At 55.5% G+C, this 21,026-nt stretch carries 25 protein-coding genes; 10 read left to right on the forward strand and 15 right to left on the reverse strand.

The window, feature by feature from the left end; all coding sequences use genetic code 11:
• Positions 1-631: 631 nt before the first annotated feature.
• The 3 genes from JL05_RS18740 (at position 632) to JL05_RS25455 (ending at position 3,008) form a co-directional block, all read left to right on the forward strand.
• Positions 632-841: a hypothetical protein gene (locus JL05_RS18740; protein ID WP_033633320.1), complete on the forward strand. Its 210-nt coding sequence runs from the start codon at positions 632-634 to the stop codon at positions 839-841.
• Positions 842-1,137: 296 nt separating this feature from the next.
• The gene (gene dgt, locus JL05_RS24470; RefSeq protein ID WP_033633322.1) at positions 1,138-2,445 is read left to right on the forward strand and encodes a dGTP triphosphohydrolase; all 1,308 of its coding nucleotides are present in this window, start codon (positions 1,138-1,140) and stop codon (positions 2,443-2,445) included.
• Complete coding sequence (locus JL05_RS25455) at positions 2,442-3,008, forward strand: primase 1D-like protein (protein ID WP_072010110.1); 567 nt, start codon at positions 2,442-2,444, stop codon at positions 3,006-3,008. The genes dgt and JL05_RS25455 overlap by 4 nt, the downstream gene beginning before the upstream one ends.
• A gap of 293 nt (positions 3,009-3,301) precedes the next feature.
• On the opposite strand, the gene JL05_RS18750 is transcribed toward JL05_RS25455, so the two are convergent.
• From JL05_RS18750 to JL05_RS18770, 5 genes are all read right to left on the reverse strand, one after another.
• Positions 3,302-3,892 carry an ATP-dependent Clp protease proteolytic subunit gene (locus JL05_RS18750; RefSeq protein ID WP_033633323.1) on the reverse strand — a complete coding sequence of 197 codons (591 nt, stop codon included), beginning with the start codon at positions 3,890-3,892 and terminating at the stop codon, positions 3,302-3,304.
• 45 nt (positions 3,893-3,937) lie between these two features.
• Positions 3,938-4,267, reverse strand: a complete 330-nt coding sequence (locus JL05_RS18755; RefSeq protein WP_015377555.1) for an SRPBCC family protein — start codon at positions 4,265-4,267, stop codon at positions 3,938-3,940.
• Positions 4,264-4,578, reverse strand: a complete 315-nt coding sequence (locus JL05_RS18760; RefSeq protein WP_004941008.1) for an ArsR/SmtB family transcription factor — start codon at positions 4,576-4,578, stop codon at positions 4,264-4,266. The genes JL05_RS18755 and JL05_RS18760 overlap by 4 nt, the downstream gene beginning before the upstream one ends.
• 121 nt (positions 4,579-4,699) lie before the next feature.
• Entirely contained in the window at positions 4,700-5,125 is a 426-nt protein-coding gene (locus tag JL05_RS18765; protein WP_015377548.1) for a universal stress protein, read from the reverse strand.
• Between the two features lie 148 nt (positions 5,126-5,273).
• Positions 5,274-5,792: a hypothetical protein gene (locus tag JL05_RS18770; protein ID WP_015377547.1), complete on the reverse strand. Its 519-nt coding sequence runs from the start codon at positions 5,790-5,792 to the stop codon at positions 5,274-5,276.
• 236 nt (positions 5,793-6,028) lie between these two features.
• Here JL05_RS18770 and metQ point away from each other — a divergent pair, with 236 nt between their 5' ends.
• Positions 6,029-6,844, forward strand: a complete 816-nt coding sequence (metQ, locus tag JL05_RS18775; protein WP_033633324.1) for a methionine ABC transporter substrate-binding lipoprotein MetQ — start codon at positions 6,029-6,031, stop codon at positions 6,842-6,844.
• Between the two features lie 46 nt (positions 6,845-6,890).
• Here metQ and JL05_RS18780 read toward each other — a convergent pair whose 3' ends face one another.
• The 5 genes from JL05_RS18780 to JL05_RS18800 form a co-directional block, all read right to left on the reverse strand.
• The gene (locus tag JL05_RS18780; protein WP_033633325.1) at positions 6,891-7,655 is read right to left on the reverse strand and encodes an SDR family oxidoreductase; all 765 of its coding nucleotides are present in this window, start codon (positions 7,653-7,655) and stop codon (positions 6,891-6,893) included.
• A gap of 138 nt (positions 7,656-7,793) precedes the next feature.
• The gene (locus JL05_RS18785) at positions 7,794-8,714 is read right to left on the reverse strand and encodes a sugar ABC transporter substrate-binding protein (protein WP_033633326.1); all 921 of its coding nucleotides are present in this window, start codon (positions 8,712-8,714) and stop codon (positions 7,794-7,796) included.
• A gap of 63 nt (positions 8,715-8,777) precedes the next feature.
• Positions 8,778-9,818, reverse strand: a complete 1,041-nt coding sequence (locus JL05_RS18790) for an ABC transporter permease (RefSeq protein WP_033633677.1) — start codon at positions 9,816-9,818, stop codon at positions 8,778-8,780.
• 15 nt (positions 9,819-9,833) lie between these two features.
• The gene (locus tag JL05_RS18795) at positions 9,834-11,318 is read right to left on the reverse strand and encodes a sugar ABC transporter ATP-binding protein (RefSeq protein WP_004940975.1); all 1,485 of its coding nucleotides are present in this window, start codon (positions 11,316-11,318) and stop codon (positions 9,834-9,836) included.
• 75 nt (positions 11,319-11,393) lie between these two features.
• The gene (locus JL05_RS18800; RefSeq protein ID WP_016928128.1) at positions 11,394-12,323 is read right to left on the reverse strand and encodes a sugar ABC transporter substrate-binding protein; all 930 of its coding nucleotides are present in this window, start codon (positions 12,321-12,323) and stop codon (positions 11,394-11,396) included.
• Positions 12,324-12,807: 484 nt separating this feature from the next.
• Here JL05_RS18800 and JL05_RS18805 point away from each other — a divergent pair, with 484 nt between their 5' ends.
• The 3 genes from JL05_RS18805 to dcuR all read left to right on the forward strand — a co-directional run bounded on the left by JL05_RS18805 (position 12,808) and on the right by dcuR (position 16,101).
• Positions 12,808-13,650 carry a class I fructose-bisphosphate aldolase gene (locus JL05_RS18805; RefSeq protein WP_015377543.1) on the forward strand — a complete coding sequence of 281 codons (843 nt, stop codon included), beginning with the start codon at positions 12,808-12,810 and terminating at the stop codon, positions 13,648-13,650.
• Between the two features lie 125 nt (positions 13,651-13,775).
• Entirely contained in the window at positions 13,776-15,389 is a 1,614-nt protein-coding gene (locus JL05_RS18810) for a sensor histidine kinase (RefSeq protein ID WP_033633327.1), read from the forward strand.
• Entirely contained in the window at positions 15,382-16,101 is a 720-nt protein-coding gene (gene dcuR, locus JL05_RS18815) for a two-component system response regulator DcuR (protein WP_033633328.1), read from the forward strand. The genes JL05_RS18810 and dcuR overlap by 8 nt, the downstream gene beginning before the upstream one ends.
• Before the next feature lie 37 nt (positions 16,102-16,138).
• Here dcuR and JL05_RS18820 read toward each other — a convergent pair whose 3' ends face one another.
• The 3 genes from JL05_RS18820 to fabV all read right to left on the reverse strand — a co-directional run bounded on the left by JL05_RS18820 (position 16,139) and on the right by fabV (position 18,644).
• A complete protein-coding gene (locus JL05_RS18820) occupies positions 16,139-16,474 on the reverse strand; it encodes a hypothetical protein (RefSeq protein ID WP_033633329.1) in 336 nt (111 codons plus the stop codon).
• A 48-nt stretch (positions 16,475-16,522) separates the two neighbouring features.
• A complete protein-coding gene (locus JL05_RS18825) occupies positions 16,523-16,828 on the reverse strand; it encodes a hypothetical protein (protein ID WP_004940954.1) in 306 nt (101 codons plus the stop codon).
• 616 nt (positions 16,829-17,444) lie between these two features.
• Positions 17,445-18,644, reverse strand: a complete 1,200-nt coding sequence (gene fabV / locus JL05_RS18830) for an enoyl-ACP reductase FabV (protein ID WP_016928134.1) — start codon at positions 18,642-18,644, stop codon at positions 17,445-17,447.
• A 204-nt stretch (positions 18,645-18,848) separates the two neighbouring features.
• Here fabV and JL05_RS18835 point away from each other — a divergent pair, with 204 nt between their 5' ends.
• On the forward strand, positions 18,849-19,232 hold the full coding sequence (locus JL05_RS18835; RefSeq protein ID WP_033633330.1) for a hypothetical protein: 384 nt from the start codon (positions 18,849-18,851) through the stop codon (positions 19,230-19,232).
• Positions 19,233-19,282: 50 nt separating this feature from the next.
• Here JL05_RS18835 and JL05_RS18840 read toward each other — a convergent pair whose 3' ends face one another.
• Positions 19,283-19,633 (reverse strand): DUF4377 domain-containing protein, encoded by a 351-nt coding sequence (locus JL05_RS18840; protein ID WP_033633331.1) that lies wholly within the window; start codon positions 19,631-19,633, stop codon positions 19,283-19,285.
• Between the two features lie 248 nt (positions 19,634-19,881).
• On the opposite strand from JL05_RS18840, the gene JL05_RS18845 reads away from it, so the two are divergent.
• Entirely contained in the window at positions 19,882-20,232 is a 351-nt protein-coding gene (locus JL05_RS18845) for a hypothetical protein (protein ID WP_004940946.1), read from the forward strand.
• A 74-nt stretch (positions 20,233-20,306) separates the two neighbouring features.
• Positions 20,307-20,525, forward strand: a complete 219-nt coding sequence (locus tag JL05_RS18850; RefSeq protein WP_004940942.1) for a hypothetical protein — start codon at positions 20,307-20,309, stop codon at positions 20,523-20,525.
• Here the strand turns inward: JL05_RS18850 and JL05_RS18855 are convergent.
• Complete coding sequence (locus tag JL05_RS18855) at positions 20,522-20,926, reverse strand: hypothetical protein (RefSeq protein WP_033633332.1); 405 nt, start codon at positions 20,924-20,926, stop codon at positions 20,522-20,524. The two genes, JL05_RS18850 and JL05_RS18855, sit on opposite strands and share 4 nt — an antisense overlap.
• Positions 20,927-21,026 lie beyond the last annotated feature (100 nt).

A 21,026-nucleotide genomic window follows, 5' to 3' on the forward strand; every position in this document is an offset into this window, starting at 1 on the left:
GTTGTATAGACAAGATCATGGCAATATAAAATTGCTCAATTTGTGATCGGAAACAAATTCATAACAATTACCCATGAAGAGAAAAAGGTATTACTGGTTCAAAAAAAGAGGCAAAATGAAGTGTGCAAAAGCGAGATACAGAATGGCTAACCACACTGTTAAATAAGGGAAAAAATAAAGACCACTGCATTAATAACTGCGAGGAAGATGAAGTATGCGCTCCAATTTGGTTTTATTGCTGAAGGAAACAACCAAATACAATAATTAGAATATTCCCATTTATAATCATAGATTTGTTGAATAATTAATCAAAAATGCATTTTAAAACTCAATTAATTATATTTTCAGTTACACTTTACCCATTTAGTAGAGAAAGGTATATTTACCAAACATCAATATAACAAATACCCATAGAGAAGTATCCTGCACAATAAACTCCCCATCCTCGCGGGTATAGCCAAAATTATCGATACCCTCTACGCTGGTTATTCTGCCTTTTCGTCTTCAACGGAAACACGCAGTCAGTTCGTTAATGGCAGTGCGAATACGACGATTGGAAATAATTGCGAAAATATCACCATCACCAACACACCCGGTTAAAAGGCGCCTCAGCTAGTGCTGAAGCGGCCCGATGCCATTAATTACTCAACCCAATATGGATAACTTGTTGGAGCCCACCAAACATATTTGCCAGCTCATCGCCGGCACACAGGTCACATTGACGGGTAAAAGCGCTGCAATGAACATCGGCAATGCAGAATGGAAAGAGATCGCCATCATTATCGGCGAATGTGCCGGTCAGCGAGGCTGGACCACCTCAACGGCGCTCACCTACCAATGATATTGCCCCCTTCATTCAGCTATCGGGGCCGACACTCACCGCGCCCGCAATACCCTATCGATCACGCTGCTTCATAACTCAGACCGCAATGTTATGTGTTCTCTCATCGTCTTATAGATGAGATTTGCTTTTACATAGATATTAAGTTGACATGGATAATTGACTCATTAAAAATGTATTTCACGATCTCAATTCTACATCAGAAACCAGATTTATCCATAAAAAACCATTTACCAGATGAAAAATAAAATATATAATTCACATATAAATTAGTTAAAGAACAAAAGGAGATAATCATGGAAAAGAATCAATTCAATAAGATCTTATCACTAGTGTCCTCGGATAGACTTCGCACATCAAATACTGGTAATGGTGATTTATTAATAGCTACTGAAAGCGATAAAGGTAGAGTAATAAATTCTGCGTCATTCCGCCGTCTTCAGCAAAAGGCTCAAGTGTTTTCTTTAGAGTCAAATGCAGCTGTTCGCTCCAGATTGACCCACTCTATAGAGGTATCTCAATTAGGACGATACCTGGCTCAAAGTATCGTAAAAAAAGCTGCTAATACAGATACAGGCTACAGAGAGCTAACATCATTTGTTAACACTGTTGAAACTGCCTGTTTACTTCATGATATAGGTAACCCTCCTTTTGGCCACCTTGGCGAGTCTGCAATAAAAGAGTTCTTTAGCCACAAGCACAGTAACGAAAACCTCAGTAACTTTGATGGTAATCCACAAGGATTTCGGTTGGTCAGTTTTTTAAATGGCCATGACTCATATGGATTCAATTTAACAACGAGTCTTTTACTTTCAATTGTCAAGTATCCTTGGACATACATAGATAATCCAGACGAAAATAAAATAGGAATGTTTACCAGTGAATATCCGTCGTACGAAATGGCATGTGAATCTCTTAAATGGAATGTAGGTAAAAAATTCCCTTTAATGTTACTAATGGATGCAGCCGATGAAATCGCCTATTCGATGAGTGATCTTGAGGATGGCTTGGAGAAAAAATTATTTAGAATAGAAGAAATAAAAAGTGAATTCGGACCTGCTCGTTTCGAGAGAAATGCCAGCATAAATCCCATGGTCAATTTTAAGACATCAATAATTAATGATCTAGTGGCACATGCCGCTGATAACTTCACAATAAACCTAGACGAGATAATGGAAGGTGGCAATGTGAAATTAATAAATAAAAAAAGTGAAATTGGTGAGCTTTTGAGCCAGGTCAACAACTTTGCAAGAGATAATATATACTGCCACGAAGAAATTGAAAAAATAGAGTTGTCTGGGAGATGTGTTATAAAAGGACTTTTATCTCACTTTAATGAACTATTGGTTTTAGATCATGATAAATTCGAATTATTGGTTAATAAAGACAAAAAAGCAATCAGGGCAAGAAAATTAGATTTCGAATCAAGAATATTTAATAGACTCCCGTGGAGTTATGTTGAAAAGTATAAAGAGGCTAGAAACAGATGTGATAGTGACGAAATGCAGGCAAGACAGCATCTAGTTGTTGACTTCATCTCTGGAATGACTGATGATTTTTCTTTAGAAACATATCAAATACTAGAGGGGATTAAAATAAAATGACCTTAGAAAACCACCCCTATCAATTTGTAAAGCATCTATTCAAGAAAGAAGGTGCTATATTTTCCTTTAGCAAATATATATATACCCCGGATTCTTTATTTGATGAAAGACAGGTGATAAAAATTGATTCATTCAAAATAAACAGTGATTGGCTTGAGGACATGCTACATTCTCTTGCGGAAAAACAAGAGTTGGCAATAAACTCCAGCGTCATAATAAAAAACAGGAAATATCATATTCCCATGATAGACTTCATGTGTAAAAGGCTATCAGGAACAGATATTTTCGATAGAATGAGATATTACCTTCCGCATAAAGTAATAGCAAACATGGCTATTTATCATAGCGGGACCTCTTACCATGCATACTCGAATACACTAATATCACCGAAGGAGTGGCTTGAGTTTATGTACCGACTACTTCTTGTAAATAGAGCTCATGAAGAGGAACTTATAGATAGCCGTTGGATAGCGCATCGACTTATGGGAGGATATGGTTCATTAAGATGGTCTAATAACACCGCTTTATACAAGGGGTCACCAACTAGAATTCAATATCCTTAGCAATTATCATAATTGATGACTACAAAAGCCCCTTTGAAAGGGGCTACGAGATTCAAATACTCATACTCACCTTTGAATATATCATTAATATCATCTATCGAAAATAAATCACTGACATAATCCATGCCTCACTGGGATAGCTTCCTCAGAGTAAATCATCAAAAACAACAGCCCCTTGAAACAAAAAACATGTTAAATCATAAACATCCTATAAAATCGCCACATATTAAAACTAAACTGCATCTCAACAGATCACTACTGTTGTAAATTAACAGTATCTGGCTATATTATTATTAATAACGCAATACCCGATCGATCAGTCCCCAGGCCGCCGCTTCGTCGGCGGTCATAAAGCGATCGCGATCCAACACCCGCTCCACCTCTTCATAGCTTAGGCCGCAATGTTGGGCATACAACCGAATCACCGTGTCTTTGGTGCGCTTCATCTCTTCGGCGTGGATCAAGATGTCGGAGGCCTGCCCCTGAAAGCCGCCCAGCGGCTGGTGCACGTGCAGGCTGGCATTAGGCAGCGCCATGCGGTGCCCCGATTCGCCGGCCATCAGCAGGAACGAGCCCATCGAGCGCGCGGTGCCCATGCACAGCGTATGCACCGGGGCGCGGATATACTGCATGGTGTCGTAAATCGCCAGCCCGCTGGTGATCACCCCGCCCGGCGAGTTGATATAAAGATGGATGGGTTTTTCCGGGTTTTCCGCCTCCAGAAACAGCAGCTGGGCACACAGCATTTCGGCCACGTCGTCGTTGACTTCGCCGTTAAGGAACACTATCCGATCGCGCAGCAGGCGCGAATAAATATCAAAGGAACGTTCTCCCCGGCTGGTCTGTTCCACCACCATCGGGACGAGCATCATCTTCTCACGCATCGGTGAACTCCTGGGTTGGCAACAAAGAGAAATGTGTTTAACGCGTCAGGCGGCGCGCATCACCGTCGGCGGGCCATCGTTGGCGGCATCGAGCTGGTGGATAATCCGCAGCAGGCTGCCGCCGCCGGCGTCCGGCACGATCTGCAGGGTGACGACGCTTTCGAGAAACGGCGGTTGGTCATCGCGCAGGCGATAGCTCACCGCCTCACCCGGCGTGGCGGCCAGCGGCTCGGCCTGCGCCAGATCCCCCGTCGGCAGCCACTGCTCGCGCAATTCGGGAACGCTGAGCGCCCGCCACACTTTTTCCGGCGGCGCCTCGAGCGAATATTCCAACACCAGCCGGTCGCGCGGCGGCCGCTCAGCCTGTTTGTTCATTGATCCATGTCCTTCAGCAAAGTTTGCAGCGCGTCGATGCGCGCCGGCCAGTAGGCGCGGTACTTCGCCAGCCACTGGGCGATCTGCGCCAGCCCTTCCGGGTCGACCTGGTAATTGACGCAGCGCCCCTGCCTCGTCTCGCGTACCAGTCCGGCGTTGCGCAGCACCGCCAGGTGTTGCGACATCGCCGACTGGCTGATGGGCAGCCCTTCGCGCAACGCACTGGCGTTCATGCTGGCGACAGCGAGTTTGTCGAAGATGCTGCGGCGAGTCGGATCGGCCAACGCCTTGAAGATGTCATTTTCGTTCATACAAACACATTAGTATTCACTTATGTATTATGCAAGCAAACAAGGCAAATTTTTGCCTCGAGAAAACTCCGCGCCGCGGCGCGGAGTGAATGGATGAAGAATGATCGCCGGCAAATCGCGCTTACGAACGGATCGGGATCACCAGCACGTCGATATTCAGCTGGTTGATGGCGTTGCGGGTAGAAGAAAACAGGTTGCTCCACAGATCGTGGTGATGGCCGAACACCAGAAGATCGATGTTCTTGTCCACGACCGCCGTGCGCAGTTCGTCAACGAAGCCGCCGCGCCCGATAATCACTTCCGCGATCGGGTAATTGACGTTTTGCGTGGTGGGTTCCAGCTCTTTGCGGATCTTCTCTTCGAACGGCACGCCGTCATAACTGCGCTCCGAAAAGCCGATCGCCGCGTGGTAGGTGTCGTAGTGGACGTCCACATAGATCAGCGAGAGTTTGGCCTGCAGCGCCTCCGCCAGCAACGCCCCCTTTTCGACCAGCCGTTTGCCGTCATCGCTCAGATCGGTGGCGATGACAATATGGTGGTAACACATAGCGCCTCCTGTCATGGACTCGGTTGAGCCGAGGCTCCGATATCACGCCTGCGTCATATCGTTATGATTAATTTTAGTTCAGAAATGGCGCTCGTGGCGGGAGGTGATGCGGTGGGAAAGCCCCGTCGCCGGGGCTGAAGGCAAAAAATTATTTCTCGCGCTGCGCCTCAAACCAGACGTTGCACAACGACAGGATCAGCGTGTTGGCATCTTTCACCAGCACGTTATCGCCGGGCACCCCATCGGTGCCCTGATCGGTGATGCCTTTGATGGCGGTATCCGCGTGCTGAATGGCCACGCGCTCGACCGACGGCGTGCTGATGCCCAGCATCGGGAAATCGATGTAGGAGCTGCTGCCGGCATTGTCCTCGACAAACTCCTGCGCTTCTACGGTGCTGACGGTGGCCCCTTCGCTTTTCAGCGCCGTGCCGTTCCAGCTGAACGCATCCGCTTTGTAGCTGATTTTACCGCCGATCAGGCTCTGCGCCTGCTGCTGATCCCAGCAACCGGTGGTTTGGGTCGGCACGATCTTGCTGACGCGCCAGTTGCCCAGCAGCTGTTTAGGGATCGGCCCGGTATCGCTCTCCGCCGCCCGAACCTGAGTCGCCGAGACGCAGGCCAACACCACCAGCGGCAGCAACGCCTTGCTCCAAGTGTTCAATCGCATTGTCTTTTCCTTCGTTTCAGTACCCAGTCTGCCCTCGCGGGCCAACGGCTATCATAATAAGCCCGCCGATTCGCCGTCAAAACAATCCGCTCCGCACCGGGCCGCGGCCGCTCATAGCTAATCGCTATGAGTCATAGTGAATCAGTATTTTGTTTTAGCCCAGCGATTACCTACAGTCACTGCCACTATTCTGCCCGCCAAAATTAGCAGGCAATGTTGACAAGGACCCTGGGAAAATGACATTTACGCTGAAAAACCTCACCCTGGCGCTGGCCGCCGCCGGCACGCTGCTGCTGACCGCCTGCGGCCCAACGGCACAGGACGATCACCACATCAAGGTCGGCATCAGCGCCGGTATCGATCAGTCGCTGTGGGCGGTGGTGCAAAAGGTCGCCAAGCAGAAATACGATCTGGACGTGGAGGTGGTGACCTTCAACGACTACGTGCTGCCGAACGAAGCGCTGAACAACGGCGATCTGGACGTCAACGCCTTCCAGCACAAGCCGTATCTGGACAAGCAGATGCAGGAGCGCGGCTACAAACTGGCGGCGGTGGGCAACACCTTCGTCTACCCGATCGCCGGGTATTCGAAGAAGATAACCGCGCTCAGCCAGCTGCCGAACGGCGCGCAGGTGGCGGTGCCGAACGATCCGACCAACCTGGGCCGCTCGCTGCTGCTGTTGCAAAAACAGGGGCTGATCACCCTGAAAGACGGCGTCGGCCTGCTGCCGACCGCGCTGGACATCGTCGGCAACCCGAAAAAGCTGAAGATCGTCGAGATTGAAGCGCCGCAGCTGCCGCGCGCGCTGGACGACCAACAGGTGACGCTGGCGATCATCAACACCAACTATTCCAGCCAGATTGGCCTGTCGCCGGCCAAGGACGGGCTGTTTGTCGAAGACAAAAACTCGCCGTACGTCAACATCTTCGCCAGCCGCATCGACAACAAAGACAGCGAGAAAGTGAAGGATCTGGTCAAGGCCTATCAGACCGACGAAGTGGCGGCCAGCGCCGCCGACATCTACAAGGGCGACGCCGTCAAAGGCTGGTAACGCTCTCCCGCATGCCCGTGGCGCCAGGCCACGGGCCATGCCAACCTCAGCCGCGCTGAATGGACACGCCGCCGTCCACCAGCATCGCGGTGCCGGTGACAAACGAGGAAGCGTCAGACGCCAAATACAGCGCCGCCTGCGCGATCTCCTCCGGCATCGCCAGCCGCTTCAGCGCGTGCAGGTCGGCCACCTGCGCCAAGGCTTCCGGGGTATTGCTCATCTGCCGCCCCATCGCCGTATCGGTGCCTCCCGGCAGCAGCGCGTTCACCCGAATGCCGCGCCCGCCAAACTCCACCGCCAGCGCCTGCGTCAGGCCGATCAGCCCCGATTTGCCGGCCGCATAGGCCGCCGTGCCGGGAAACGCCGCGGTGTGGCCGACGAACGTGGAGGTGAAGATCACCGAGCCCGCGCCGCGCGCCAGCATGGCGGGAATTTGATGCCTGGCGCCGTAATAGGCGCTGGACAGGTTAGTTTCCAGCACCTCGCGCCATTCTGACGCGCTGAGCGCCAGCGACGACCCCAGCGGCCCCAACGTGCCGGCGTTGTTGAAGGCGATATCCAGGCCGCCGAATTCGTCGACCGCCGTCGCCGTCAGCCGTTCGGCGAAGGCTTCATCGCGCACGTCACCCGCCACCGCCAATGCCCGGCCGCCCTCGCGCCGAATGTCCTCCACCAGCTCGGCCAACAGCGGCGCGCGCCGGGCGCCCAACACCAGCGCCGCCCCCTGCCGGGCGAACAGCAGCGCCGCCGCTTTGCCGATCCCCGAACTGGCGCCGCCGATCACCGCCACCTTGCCGTTTAATGCGTTCATCGCTCATCCTCACGTTGTTTAAAGATCCTCAGTGTGAGGCAAGGTTCGACGCCGCGCTGGCCGCAAGCGGACATGCAATTGGCGCAATAAAAAAGGCGCTGCAAGCAGCGCCCCGGCAACGCGGATCCGACGGCGAACTCACGGTTTGGCCGCGTATTTCTCCTGATTGGCCGGCGTCACCAACTCGAACGGGATCCAGTAATACGGCTCAAGCTTTTCACCGTTGATCATGCGCTGCGCCACATCGACCGAGGCTTTGCCCTGCCCGATCGCGTCCTGGAACACCGTGACCTGCATCTTGCCGGAGGCCAGCGCCTTGAGGCCGTCCGGCGTGGCGTCGATGCCGCCGATCAGCACTTTCTTGTCCGCCTTGCCCGCCTGCTGCAGCGCCATGATCGCGCCGATCGCCATCTCGTCGTTGTTGGCGGCGACGATGTCGATCGCTTCGCCGTTGGTCAGCCAGTTCATCATCAGATCCATGCCTTCACTGCGTGAATAGTTGGCGCTCTGCTTCTGCACCACCTTCATGTTCGGGTACTTGGCCACCACCTGCTCCACGTCTTTGGTGCGCTGCAGAGCGCCGGCGTCGGTCAGGTTGCCGATCATCACCGCCACGTTGCCCTGATAGTTGGCCAGCCGCGCCAATTCCTCCATTTGCAGCGTGCCGGACTCCCGCTCGTCGGAGCCGACGAATACCACGCCCTGAGGCAGTTTGGCGTCCCCCGGCGTGCGGTTCACGTACACCAGCGGCACGCCGGCGGCCTGCACCATTTTGGTCATCACCGGCGTGCTGGCCGAGTTGACCGGATCGACGATAATCGCGTCCACCCCGGCGCTGATAAAACTCTGCACCTGGTCGGTCTGGCGGCCGACGTCGCCGCGCGCGTCCTCGAACTGCACGGTAATGCCGCGCGCCTTGGCCTCCTTGTCGATCGCCTGGCGGATAATGGTGAGGAAGTTCTGGTCGAAATAGGCCATCGATACGCCGATGGTTTGCGCCAATGCCGGGGTGGACGCACACAGCGCCACCGCCAGCCACAGCCCTTTCAGGTAATTCATGATGTGCCCCCCGGTAAAAAAACACCGCCGGCCAACCTTGGCGCCGGCGGCAATTCACGGCAATCAGTGTTTCTTGCGGTTGCGACGCATGTCGATCGACACGGCGGCGACGATAATCACGCCTTTGATGATGTCCTGAATGTAAGAATCGACGCCGATAAAGGTGAAGCCGCTTTTGATCAGGCCGAGGATCACCGCGCCGATCAGCGTGCCGGTGATGCGCCCGACGCCGCCCATCAGGCTGCTGCCGCCGATCACCGCCGCGGCGATGGCGTCCAGCTCGTACGACATCCCCATGCTCGACTGGCCGCTGCTGACGCGCGCCGCCAGCACCACGCCCGCCAGCCCCGCCAACCCGCCGGCGATGGTGTAAACCGTCACCAGATATTTGTTGACGTTGATGCCGGACACCCGCGCCGAGGTCATGTTGCCGCCGATGGCGTAGATGTATTTGCCATAGCGGGTGTGTTTGAGCGCGATATGGAAGATCACCGCAATCACCAGGAAGATGATCACCGGCATCGCGCCCTGGCCGATTGACGTGAAGCCGTCCGACAGGAAGCTGACCGGGTTACCCTTGGTGTAGTACTGCGCCAGACCGCGCGCCGATACCATCATCCCCAGCGTAGCGATGAACGGCGGAATGCCGGTGCGGGTGATCAGGAAGCCGTTGATAAAGCCGCAGACAATGCCCACCCCAATCCCCGCGCCGATCGGGATCGCCGCCGGCAGATCGAGCAGCCCCGGGTACATCGGCGAAATGCTGTCCGAGGTCTGCGCCAGGCTGGCCGCCACCACCGCAGTCAGCGCAATCAGCGAACCGGAGGAGAGATCGATGCCGGTGGTGATGATCACCTGGGTGACGCCCACCGCGATGATGCCGATGATCGCCACCTGCAGCACGATCAGCAGCAGGCGGTTCGGGTTCAGCAGGAACGACTGATCGCGCATGTACCAGCCGAGGATTTCGAAGACCAGCGCGATGCCGAGCATCACGATGAAGATGCCGGTATCCTTCGGCATTTTGCCTCTCAGCCCGGAGAACAGCGTTCCCTTGCTCGTTGAATCGGCGGAGAGCGGCTTCTCAATCTTTACGTTACTCATGATGTTCACCCTTCGTTATTCTGAGGCCAGCGCCAGGATCTTTTCCTGGTCCGCGTCGTCTTTGTCCAAAATGCCGGTGATGCGGCCGCCGTGCATCACCATCACCCGGTCGCTCATGCCGAGGATCTCCGGCAGCTCGGAGGAGACCAGAATGATGGCGACGCCGCGGTTGGCCAGCTCGCTGATCAGGCGGTAGATTTCCGCTTTGGCTCCCACGTCGATGCCGCGCGTCGGTTCGTCGAGGATCAGGATTTTCGGCTGCGCCAGCAGCCAGCGCGCAATCAGCACCTTCTGTTGGTTGCCGCCGCTGAGGTTATTGATGATCTGATCCATGGTCGGCGTTTTGATGTTGAGCTTTTTGATCTGATCCATGCAGTCTTTGGCCATCTGCACGTGGCTGACGAAACCGTTCTTGCCGATGTATTCCGACAGGTTGACGATGCTCATGTTCTCGACCACCGACAGCACCAAAAACAGGCCGGATTTTTTGCGGTCTTCGGTGAGGAAGGCCAACCCGCTCTCGATCGCCTTCGCCGGGGAATCGACCTTCACCGCCTGGCCCTCGATAAAGATCTCGCCGCCGTCCGCCGGGTGCATGCCGAACAGGCTTTCCATCACTTCGCTGCGCCCGGCGCCCACCAGCCCGGCGACGCCGAGGATCTCGCCGCGTTTGACGCTGAACGACACGTCGTGGAACCAGCCGCTGCGGCGCAGCCCCGCCACCCGCAGCACTTCCTCGCCGATGTTGTTGTTGAATTTGGGGAACATCTGCGTCAGTTCACGCCCCACCATCATGGTGATCAGCGACTGCTTGGTCAGATTTTCGGTTTTGTCGCAGGCGATGAAGGTGCCGTCGCGGAAAATGCTCACTTCGTCGGTGATGGCGAAGATCTCGTCCATCTTGTGGCTGATATAGATGATGCCTTTGCCCTGCTCGCGCAGTTCGCGGATGATGGCGAACAGGTGCACCACTTCACCTTCGGTCAGCGCCGAGGTCGGTTCGTCCATGATCAATACGTCGGCGTTGTAGGACACCGCCTTGGCGATCTCCACCATCTGCTGGTTGGCGATGCTCAGTTCGCCCACCAGCGTGTCCGGCTGCAGTTTGATGTTCAGCCGCGCCAGCAGCTCGCGGGTGTTCTCGTTCAGCTGCTCGTGGTTGACGAACCCCAGCCGCGCCGGCTCGCGCCCCAGCCAGATGTTTTCCGCTACCGTCATATAAGGCACCAGGTTCAGCTCCTGGTGGATCATGGAAATGCCCGAATGCAGCGCCTGCAGCGTGTCGCTGAAGGTGACCGGCCGGCCTTTGATTTTTATCGAGCCTTCATCCGGGTGGTAGATGCCGATCAGGCATTTCATCAGCGTCGATTTGCCTGCGCCGTTTTCCCCCATCAGCGCGTGCACGCTGCCGGGTTTGATTTTAATCGAGACCTTATCCAGCGCTTTGACGCCGGGGAACTGCTTGCTGATGCCTTCGGCCTCAAGAACATAAGGGTACATACCGCTTACCTCCGCACTGACCCACGTTTTCCGCCGCGCTCGCCCCACACCGGCGCCCGCGGCGGGCTTCAAGGCTTATTTCTTGTTTTTATCGGCGAATTGCTGGTAATTGGCCTGGGTGATCAGCTGGTAAGGGATCAGCACGTTGCTCTCCACTTTCTCGCCTTTCACCAGTTGAACGGCGGTCTGCACCGCGCCCTCGCCCTGGCCTTTGGCGTCCTGGAATACGCTCAGCGCCAGATCGCCCTTCTTGATGAACTCCAGCGCGTCCGGCGTGCCGTCAACGCCGGCCACCAGCACGCCGGATTTCTTGGCTTGCTTCAGCGCCAAAATAGCGCCGATGGCCATTTCGTCATTGTTGGAAGCGATGGCGTCGATCTGCTGGCCGGACAAAATCCAGTCGGTGGTGACGTCCACCGCCTCTTTGCGGAAGAACTTGGCGGTTTGCTTGTCGACTATTTTGATGCCGGGGTAGTTGGCCGCCACCTCTTCCACGCCACGGGTGCGGTCCCGCGTGGCTTCACTCGACAGCTCGCCCATCAGGATCATCACGTTGCCCTTGCCGTTCATCAGCTTGGCCAACGCTTCCATCTGCAGTTTGCCGGCCAGCTTGGAATCGGAGCCGACGTAGGCCATGCCGGCCGGGAGCGCCACTTCCGGCTTGCGGTTGACGAACACCAGCGGGATCTTGGCGTTCTCGGCCAGTTTGATCATCGGCTTGACGCCCTGGGTATCCACCGGGTTGAGGATGATGGCGTCGACGCCCTGGCTGACGAAGTTTTCGATTTGTTGAATTTGCTGCGCGATGTCGCCCTTGGCGTCTTCGAACTGGCCGCTGACGTTGCCGTCGGCCTTCATTTTGCTTTGCATCGACTGGCGCAGAATGGTGAGGAAGTTGTCATCGAAGTAAGCCATGGAAACGCCGATCTTGATGTCTTTCGCCAACACGCTGGCCGGCAGCATGCACATCAGTACCGAGGCGGCGATCAATTTCTTCAGCTTCATGTTCGTTACCCTTTAATCGTTAGAATGAAGAGGTCTGTTGGTTGACAGCTAATGAAAAATATTTTTTACATTCAAACAACAATACGGTCGGTGTTATCCCTTTGATACGGCGAAATTACCGCGTTATCGCCGTATTAAGGCCGTGAACAAAATGGTGATCGATATCTCAAAATAGATTAAAAACAATCAATTGAAATAAACCCCTGGTGGAACAAGCCGCGTCTTCGCCGCTTTTTTAAATGTTTATTTCATAATTTAGACTATTGAAACTTTTTAACCCAAACAAGCGAAACATGCGTTTTGGAATGGCTTATTAACAAAAACATGACACGGATCTAACAAATGAAATGAAAGCCGCCCGCGAGCGTTCCCCTTTCGTGCGCCGGCAAAAACTGCGAGCGGGCACGCAGTTTGCGGTTTCTGCGTTTCCCGACCATCCTTACTCGGCAATAATGGACATATCCCTATCTCAGGAGGACCTGACATGCAGCTCAGCAGTAAGGTGCGGATGAACCGCCTGTTCAACAACGGCAAGTGCCTGGATGTGGCGATCGATCACGGCATCGCCAACGAACCGGATTTTTTAATCGGGCTGGAAGATATCGAACGGGTGATGGGCAACCTGATCGCCGCGCGCCCCGACGCGATTCAGGTCAACTACGGGCAGGCGGATCTGCTGCAGCGCGCGCCGCAGCGCGAAAAACCGGCGCTGGTGATGCGCACCGACGTCGGCAACGCCTATAACGCCGCACGCCACCGCGAAATGTGGGCGGTGCTGCACAACCCGGAAGCGCCGATCCTGGCCGCGCTGCAAATGGACGCCGCCGCGGTGGTGGTCAACCTCTATATGATCCCGGATGAACCCGGCATTTTCCGCCAGTGCGTAGAAAACATCGGCCGCCTGCGCCACGCCTGCGATCGCTACGCCATGCCGCTAATGATCGAACCGCTGGTGATGGCCCCGGCCGGCCAGGGCGCCGCCTACGGATCGCTGGGTGACGTGGAGAAAATCGTGCCGCTGGTGCGGCTGGCGCGCGAGCTGGGCGCCGACATCATCAAGGCCGATCCGACCGATCGGGTGGAAGATTTCCACCGCGTGGTGGAAGCGGCGCGCTGCCCGACGCTGGTGCGCGGCGGCGGCAAGGGAGAGCTGGGCCCGGTGCTGGAGAAATCCGCCGCGCTGATGGCCCAGGGCGCCTCCGGCATGGTCTATGGCCGCAACGTCTATCAACACAGTAATCCTTCGCAGGTGGTGCGCGCCCTGATGGCGATCATCCACCAGGGCGCCAGCGGCCAACAGGCGCTGGAGATCTATCACCAGCAGTAACCCGCTTTTGTAACTAAAATAACCCCTCCGCCCCCCGGCAGCGTGCTATAACCTGCTGCCGGTAACTGCAGCTTGCCGCATTCCTCGCTAGAATACGCCGTGATATCGCCATTCGGAGAACCGCCATGCCAAAACAACGGGTGCCGCTCAAGCTGAGCACCTCCATCACGCTGATGGTGTCCGCCATCATCGCTTCGGTGCTGCTGGTGGTGTTCGCGCTGTTTTTCGTGCAGATGAGCCGCGAGGGGCAAGATCAGCTGCAGCAGAAAGCCATCGCCGTCGCCAACACGCTGGCGCTCTCCAACACCGTGATCGACGGCCTGCAGCGGCGCGATCACAGCGGCGCCATTCAGCGCTTCGCCGAGCAGGTGCGCCATCAAAACGAGCTGCTGTTCGTGGTGGTGGTGGATATGCAGGGCATCCGCTATTCGCACCCTAAACCCTGGCTGATCGGCAAGCATTTTATCGGCGACGATCTGGCGCCCGCGCTGCAAGGCAACGTCAACAGCGCCATCAACCGCGGCACGCTGGCTCCGGCGCTGCGGGTGTTCGTGCCGGTGTATGACGATCAGAAAAAACAAATCGGCGTGGTGGCGCTCGGCATCGCGCTGGACACCGTGCAGCGGGTGGTGGCGGAAAGCCGATGGATCATCTATTGGACCATCGCCTTCGCCGCCCTGGTCGGCAGCCTGGGCACCTTTTTCCTGGTCTCTGCGCTCAAACGCATCATGCTGGGTTTCGAGCCCTACGAAATCTCCAACCTGTTCGAACAGCGCAACGCCATGCTGCAATCGATTAAAGAAGGCGTGATCGCGGTCGATAATGAATCCCGCATCACCATCGTCAATGACGAAGCCAAGCGCCTGCTGCGCCAGAGCGGGCCGGTGGAAAACCTGCTGCGGGAAGCCGCCAGCAAGCATTGGCCGGCGCAGCTGCATCTGGCGGAGGTGCTGGCCAGCGGCGAACCGCTGCGCGATCGGCAGATCAGCTTCAACGGCAGCGAACTGCTGACCAATACCGTGCCGGTGATCGTCAACGGCCAGGTGACCGGCGCCATCGCCACCTTCCGCGACAAGACCGAGATCAGCCGCCTGCTGCAGCGGTTGAGCGGCATGGCGCACTACGCCGACGCCCTGCGGGTGCAGTCGCACGAATTTATGAACAAGCTGCATGTGATACTCGGCATGCTGCATATGAAGGCCTATCAGCAGTTGGAAAACTACATCATCAACACCGCCAGCAACTACCAGGAAGAGATCGGCGCGCTGCTGCGCAAGATCCATTCGCCGGAGGTGGCGGGCTTCTTCATCGGCAAGATCAGCCGTGCCCACGAGGCCGGCATCGAACTGACCATCGAGGAAACCAGCCTGCTGCCGGAAACCGACGATGCGGAAACCACCCACGTGCTGATCAGCGTGCTCGGCAACCTGATCGAAAACGCCATCGACGCCATCGACGGCGTTGAGGGCCACGAGATCGGCCTGAGCTTCCATCATCACGACGATCAATTACACTGTATCGTCAGCGACGACGGCCCCGGCATCGATCCGGCGATCGGCGCGCGTATCTTCGAACACGGATTTTCCACCAAGGGAACGGGACGCGGCATCGGCCTGGCGCTGATCCGCAGCCATCTGGAGAAACTGGGCGGCAGCATCGATTTCGAATCCGAACCGGGCGAGCTGACCCAATTTTTCGTGCACCTTCCCTATCAGGCCAAGAGCAGAGCCCATGATTAACGTACTGATTGTCGACGACGACCCGATGGTGGCGGAGCTGAATAAATACTACCTGAGCCAGGTCGGCGGTTTTCACTGCCAGGCGACGGTCGCCACCCTGAGCCAGGCGCGCGCCCTGCTGGCCGATACCAGCGTCAGCATCGATCTGGTGTTGCTGGATATCTACATGCAGCAGGAGAATGGGCTGGATCTGCTGCCCGGCCTGCGCGAGCTCGGCGAAAAGACCGATGTGATCATCATCTCCTCCGCCAGCGACGTGAACACGGTGCAAAAAGCGCTGCACTACGGCGTGGTGGATTATCTGATCAAGCCGTTCCAGTTCAGCCGCTTCAAGGAGGCACTGAGCCACTACCGGCAACAGTCACAGCTCTTGGAGCAACGCGAGTTTTCGCAGGCCGACGTCGACAGCCTGTTGCGCCGCCAGCCCGGCGGCCAGGAAAGCAAAAAGCTGCCGAAGGGCCTGACCAGCATCACCCTGAGCACGGTGTGCGAGTGGATCGAACAACAGCACGACAGCGAATTCTCTACCGATAATCTGGCCAACGCCATTGGCATTTCGCGGGTGTCCTGCCGCAAGTACCTCATCTATCTGGCGGAAAGCGGTATCCTCGGCACCCGTATTCTGTACGGCGCCACCGGCCGGCCGGTCTATCTGTATCAGCTGAAACCGGACGCGATCGCCATGCTGAAAGAGCATTGCCGCCCGGCCTAAACGACGTCGGGCGCAGAAAGCGCCCGGACGTTGAAGGTTAGAAGTTGTGCATGTAACACTTCGCCTCGGGATGAGGATCTTTCGAGTGTCTGCGCAGGCAGCGCTGCTTTTTCTGCTGCTGTTCCAGGTTCCGCTGCTGCCGCTCGGCGGTCTCAGCGGCTTCGCGTTGCTGTTCACGTGCAATTGCCTGCTCGTTGGCCAGCGTCAGGTTATCGACATTCCACACCTTGTGGCGCAATGCGTCGCGCTTTTTCTGGTACTCCTCGGTGACCTTACTGTCCTTCGGCGTCGCCGCATGGTATTCCAGATCCACCCGCGCCTGCGCGAAGCTGGAACAACACAAGGCCACGCCGGCCAACACGATCCTTTTCATCAATGACTCCTTTTACATTACATCGCTTGACTCTGCGCGCACGCCGGCTCAGCAACCGTTCGGCGATGCCGTCGGCTTTTCCTCTGAACGGGAGACGCGCTGCCCGCCGGTGACGGGCGCTTTGCCGGGCTCGATAGCGCACTCCGCCAACCGCGCCAGCTCTTCCGCATCGCGCTCTGTCGGCGGCGCTTCCTCGCTCATTTCCTGACGCAGATCCTGCGCCAGCGCTTTCAGGCGCTTTTGAAACAGCACCGGCGACACCCCTTCGCACGGCCTGTCGTAGCGCGCTGCGCCGGCGCTTTGGCTTAGCGGCGGCAACAGCAAGAGAAAGATCGCGGCCATGTTCTTCGTCATGGGCAACTCCTTTGATTACGCCGAAATAAACCGGCGGTTCCCTATAAGGAAAACGAATTGTCTGCTAACGCAATGAATGGTCAAGCCACGGCAGAATAACGCAGGAAAGGTAAACCCTCCGACAATATCGGCAGAATGCGCGCATTAATTTGGCTGAATATATTTAGCGGTTTAACGATCGAATATTTTCGACCCATCTAACGTGCCGCCAATACCGATATTACCTTCATGCAATACCGACGAGGCAGACTCACCCGCCATGATGCGTTGCCGCTGTTCCCGCGTGGCCGGCTGAGGCCGAGACCAGTCCGGGGACGTCGACGTTGGCTGGATCGCGCTGCAGCCGCTCAACAAAAACAACGATACCGTGGCACAATAACGCCATGTCATAGTTTTCTCCTTAAAGGAAATAAAATACCCGCAGCCGGCGGCAAGGGTAAATAAAAAATGACTTTCTTTAGTTTAATAACCGCCGTTATTTCACCATCCGACTGCCGATGTTAACCACCCGGTTCCTCTGTTAACCCGAAATAAACATTTTCGCTTAGCCACCCGATAATTCGCAGGCAATAAAAAAGGCCGGGCTAACCCGACCTTGCTTGACCGCTCGACGCGCTTAGACCAGCTCGATCACATCGAAATTGGCTTCGCCGCTCAGATCGGCGTCGTAGTCAACGCCCTGCAGACCGAAGCCGAACAGACGCAGGAATTCCGCCTTGTAGCCCTGGTAATCGGTCAGTTCGTTGATGTTGTTGTCGTTCAGCTGCCGCCAGATTTCACGACAGGTTTCCTGCACTTCGTCGCGCAGTTCCCAGTCATCCAGACGCAGACGGTGCTTCTCGTCGGTGTCCGGCGCCGCACCGCTGTACAGCTTGGTGGCGAACAGACGCTGGATCTGCTCGATGCAGCCTTCGTGAATGCCCTGCTCCTTCATGATTTTGAACACGATGGAGATATACAGCGGCATCACCGGAATGGCGGAGGAAGCCTGAGTCACTACCGACTTGAGCACCGCAACGTAAGCCGCGCCGCCTTTGGCCTGCAGCTTCTGGTTGATGGCGTGCGCCGCGCGATCCAGATCTTCTTTCGCCTTGCCCAGCGTACCGTGCCAGTAAATTGGCCAGGTCAGATCGGTACCGATGTAGGAGTAAGCGACCGACTGCGCGTTATCCGCCAGCACGCCCGCTTCATCCAGCGCGTCCATCCACAGCTGCCAGTCCTGGCCGCCCATCACCTTCACGGTGTCGGCGATTTCTTGCTCGTTGGCCGGCTCGACCACGGCTTCAACCAGCACGTCTTTGTTGGTGTCCAGCGCGACGGATTTGTATGGCTCGCCGATCGGCTTCAGTGCGGAACGCACCACTTCGCCGGTTTCCGGCATCTTACGCACCGGTGAAGCCAGCGAGTAAACCACCAGGTCAACCTGACCCAGGTCTTTTTTGATCAGATCGATCACGGTCTGACGGCACTCGTTGGAGAATGCGTCGCCGTTGATGCTTTTCGCGTACAGGCCTTCTTCTTTAGCTGCCTTGTCGAAACCGGCGGAGTTGTACCAACCGGCGGAACCGGTTTTGCCTTCGCTGCCAGGCTTCTCGAAAAATACGCCGATGGTGGCCGCACCGCTGCCGAAAGCGGCATTGATGCGCGAGGCCAGACCGTAACCGGTGGATGCACCAATGACCAGCACCTTTTTAGGCCCGTTTTTCAGTTCGCCGCGTGACTTAACGTAGGCGATTTGCTCACGGACGTTGGCTTCACAGCCTGCCGGGTGAGCGGTGGTGCAGATAAAACCACGAATTTTAGGTTTGATAATCATAGTAATTTTTTCTTGGTAGCTAAAAACCGAAGGACAATATACCTGATTTTCTCGATATACTTAAGAAAGTGCGAAAACAAGCGCAGTGAACAGACCAGTTTAGTCGATGGTTCAGGGTTGCCCAACTCCGCATCGTGATGCCTTCACGCGCCACGCCTCGCCCCCTCAACGCGTTCAAGCTTTCCCTCTTCAAATCAGCGAAAGTTGATCAAGCTTCTGGCGTTACGTTATGGTGTGGCTGTTTTTCGGTCGAATATCAGGGAAGATAAAATCACCAGGAACAGTGATGGAACCGACTTTATATTATATTTTTCTACTCTCGCTGCCGCGGCCTGTCTGGCCGTGAAATACGTCTTCAGACCGTCTCTGGGTTCCAAGGGTTATGTCGTTCTGGTTGCGATATGTTTTCTAATCCTTTGCTGGCAATTTACCCTTTTTGCCAACGGCAACGCGATGTTTATTGCTGGTTCTGAAACTTGGGCCAAAGCAAATTGGCCTCTACGGAACTGTGCGCTGGGGTTTGCTCTTGCACATGCCTTCGCCACTTTCGAAGCATCCAAAAGAAAGAAAAAAGACAAACTTTCCTGAGGAAATCATCACCAAATGAAACACCATTTGGTGATGATGGGGTAGATCCATTATGCCTTGTGCTTTTCCAGCTGCTCGATCAGCGTGTAACGCAGCGATGAGGCATCGGCCGGTACGTTCTCCACCGGGGTGACGCGCACTTTCAATCGATACTGATAGCCCGGTTCGAAGGTGAAGCCCTCGATGCCGGTATAGAACAACTCCCACGGCTGCTGCGCGGAGCGGCGCACCTGCATGCACTTCATCGGGGCGACGCCCACGCAATCTACCAGCGCGCTGTTCACCAGCAACACTTCCGTTTGGCCGCCTTTTTCGTTTACGGGCTGATTCATCGAGGTTCCCTCCTGGCTGCAGCCGGCCAGCGCGGCCAACGCAACAAATAACAACGCTTTAATTTTCAATGTACTGCACCAATAGTCATCCAGGGGCGCCATGCTAACAAATTAACCGACCCAAGAGAACAGATAGCGCTACGGTTCCACACGCCCCAAATATCATTCCTCTGTGCTCTATCAGTCTGGAAAATATCGCAAAATAAACCCCCTGTTCTTATCCGAACCGGTAATTACCCCCGCTATTTTTTCTGTTAAAAACAGCTGGCTTGCGCAAGCTTTACTGAATCTAACTGAATCGATAAAGAGGGAATTTTATGCAAGAGATCGATGCCAAACACTTTCACCTGATCGCCGGCGCCGGTAACTTTGGCGACAACCGCAGCAGCAATGGCCGCGTCAACAACAACGGCGGCAACAAGAACGGAGGCGGATCATCCAATCAGGGATTCTACGGCAAGCACACCTCGCCGGATTGCGTTAACGGCGTGATCACCGGCTCTCTGGGCGGCCTTGGCGGCCTGGCGGTGGGCGCGCTCAACGGCGGCTGCTTCAAGGAAGGCAGCAAAGGCGGCGGCAACGTCGGCATGGGGAAAGGCGGCAACAAAAACAGCGGCAGCAGCTGCAATAACAATAGCAGTAAAGGCGGCAATACCTGTTCGCGCTAAGCGGTTTTAATTAATCAAAGCTCCGGCTGAGCCTCTCCGTTCGGTCGGCGCTTTCCGTATTTTTGGTGATAACCATGTTTAAACTGTTTCGTACCTTATGCCTGCTGCTCGGCTTCTGGATCGCCACCCTGCTGCTCAGCGGCGCGGGGGTCTCCTTTACCCACGGCTACGCCGCGCCTAAAAATCTGTCGCATTTCGTCGTCTCGCTGGTGGTGGTTGGCGCCATCCTGCTGTGGACCCATAAATTGCTGCGGTTCTTTTTTGCCGAGAAATTTGAGAAGAAACCGCGTTAAGCCGTGTTCTCGTTGGGGGCGCCGCCCGCAACGATAAAACCGGCATCGCGAATCGCCGCCTTAACCTGCCTGGCGTCCATCACGGCCGTTTTCACATAGCCAAAAAAGGCCACCCGTGCGCTGGGCAAACGGATTGGCGTCGCCAGTTGGGCCATAAGCTCACGATTGCGCTGCGCCATCAGCTCGGCGCGCGCCTGCCAAAACGCGGCCGGTTCGGAGGGGGCTTCAGTGGCGGTTTCGAACCGAGACGCCAACTCGCTTAGCGCCTCCCACTCCGCCAACAGGGCGGCAACCACTTCAGGGTTAGCCACCAGCCCCCAGTCAGAGGGTAAGGCCCCCTCACGCCACGCATTGAGATAGCCGGGCAACATCATCTTTAATTGACTCAGTTGCTCGTTCACTGCGGGTTACCTTTTATAGCGCCTGATGCCGGGATATTTCCCATAATGACACTCTCGTTAAACCGTTGATTGAAGCAATGGCCGAAGCTTATCAACGCCA

The organism is Serratia nematodiphila DZ0503SBS1, from assembly GCF_000738675.1.
GTDB lineage: Bacteria > Pseudomonadota > Gammaproteobacteria > Enterobacterales > Enterobacteriaceae > Serratia > Serratia nematodiphila.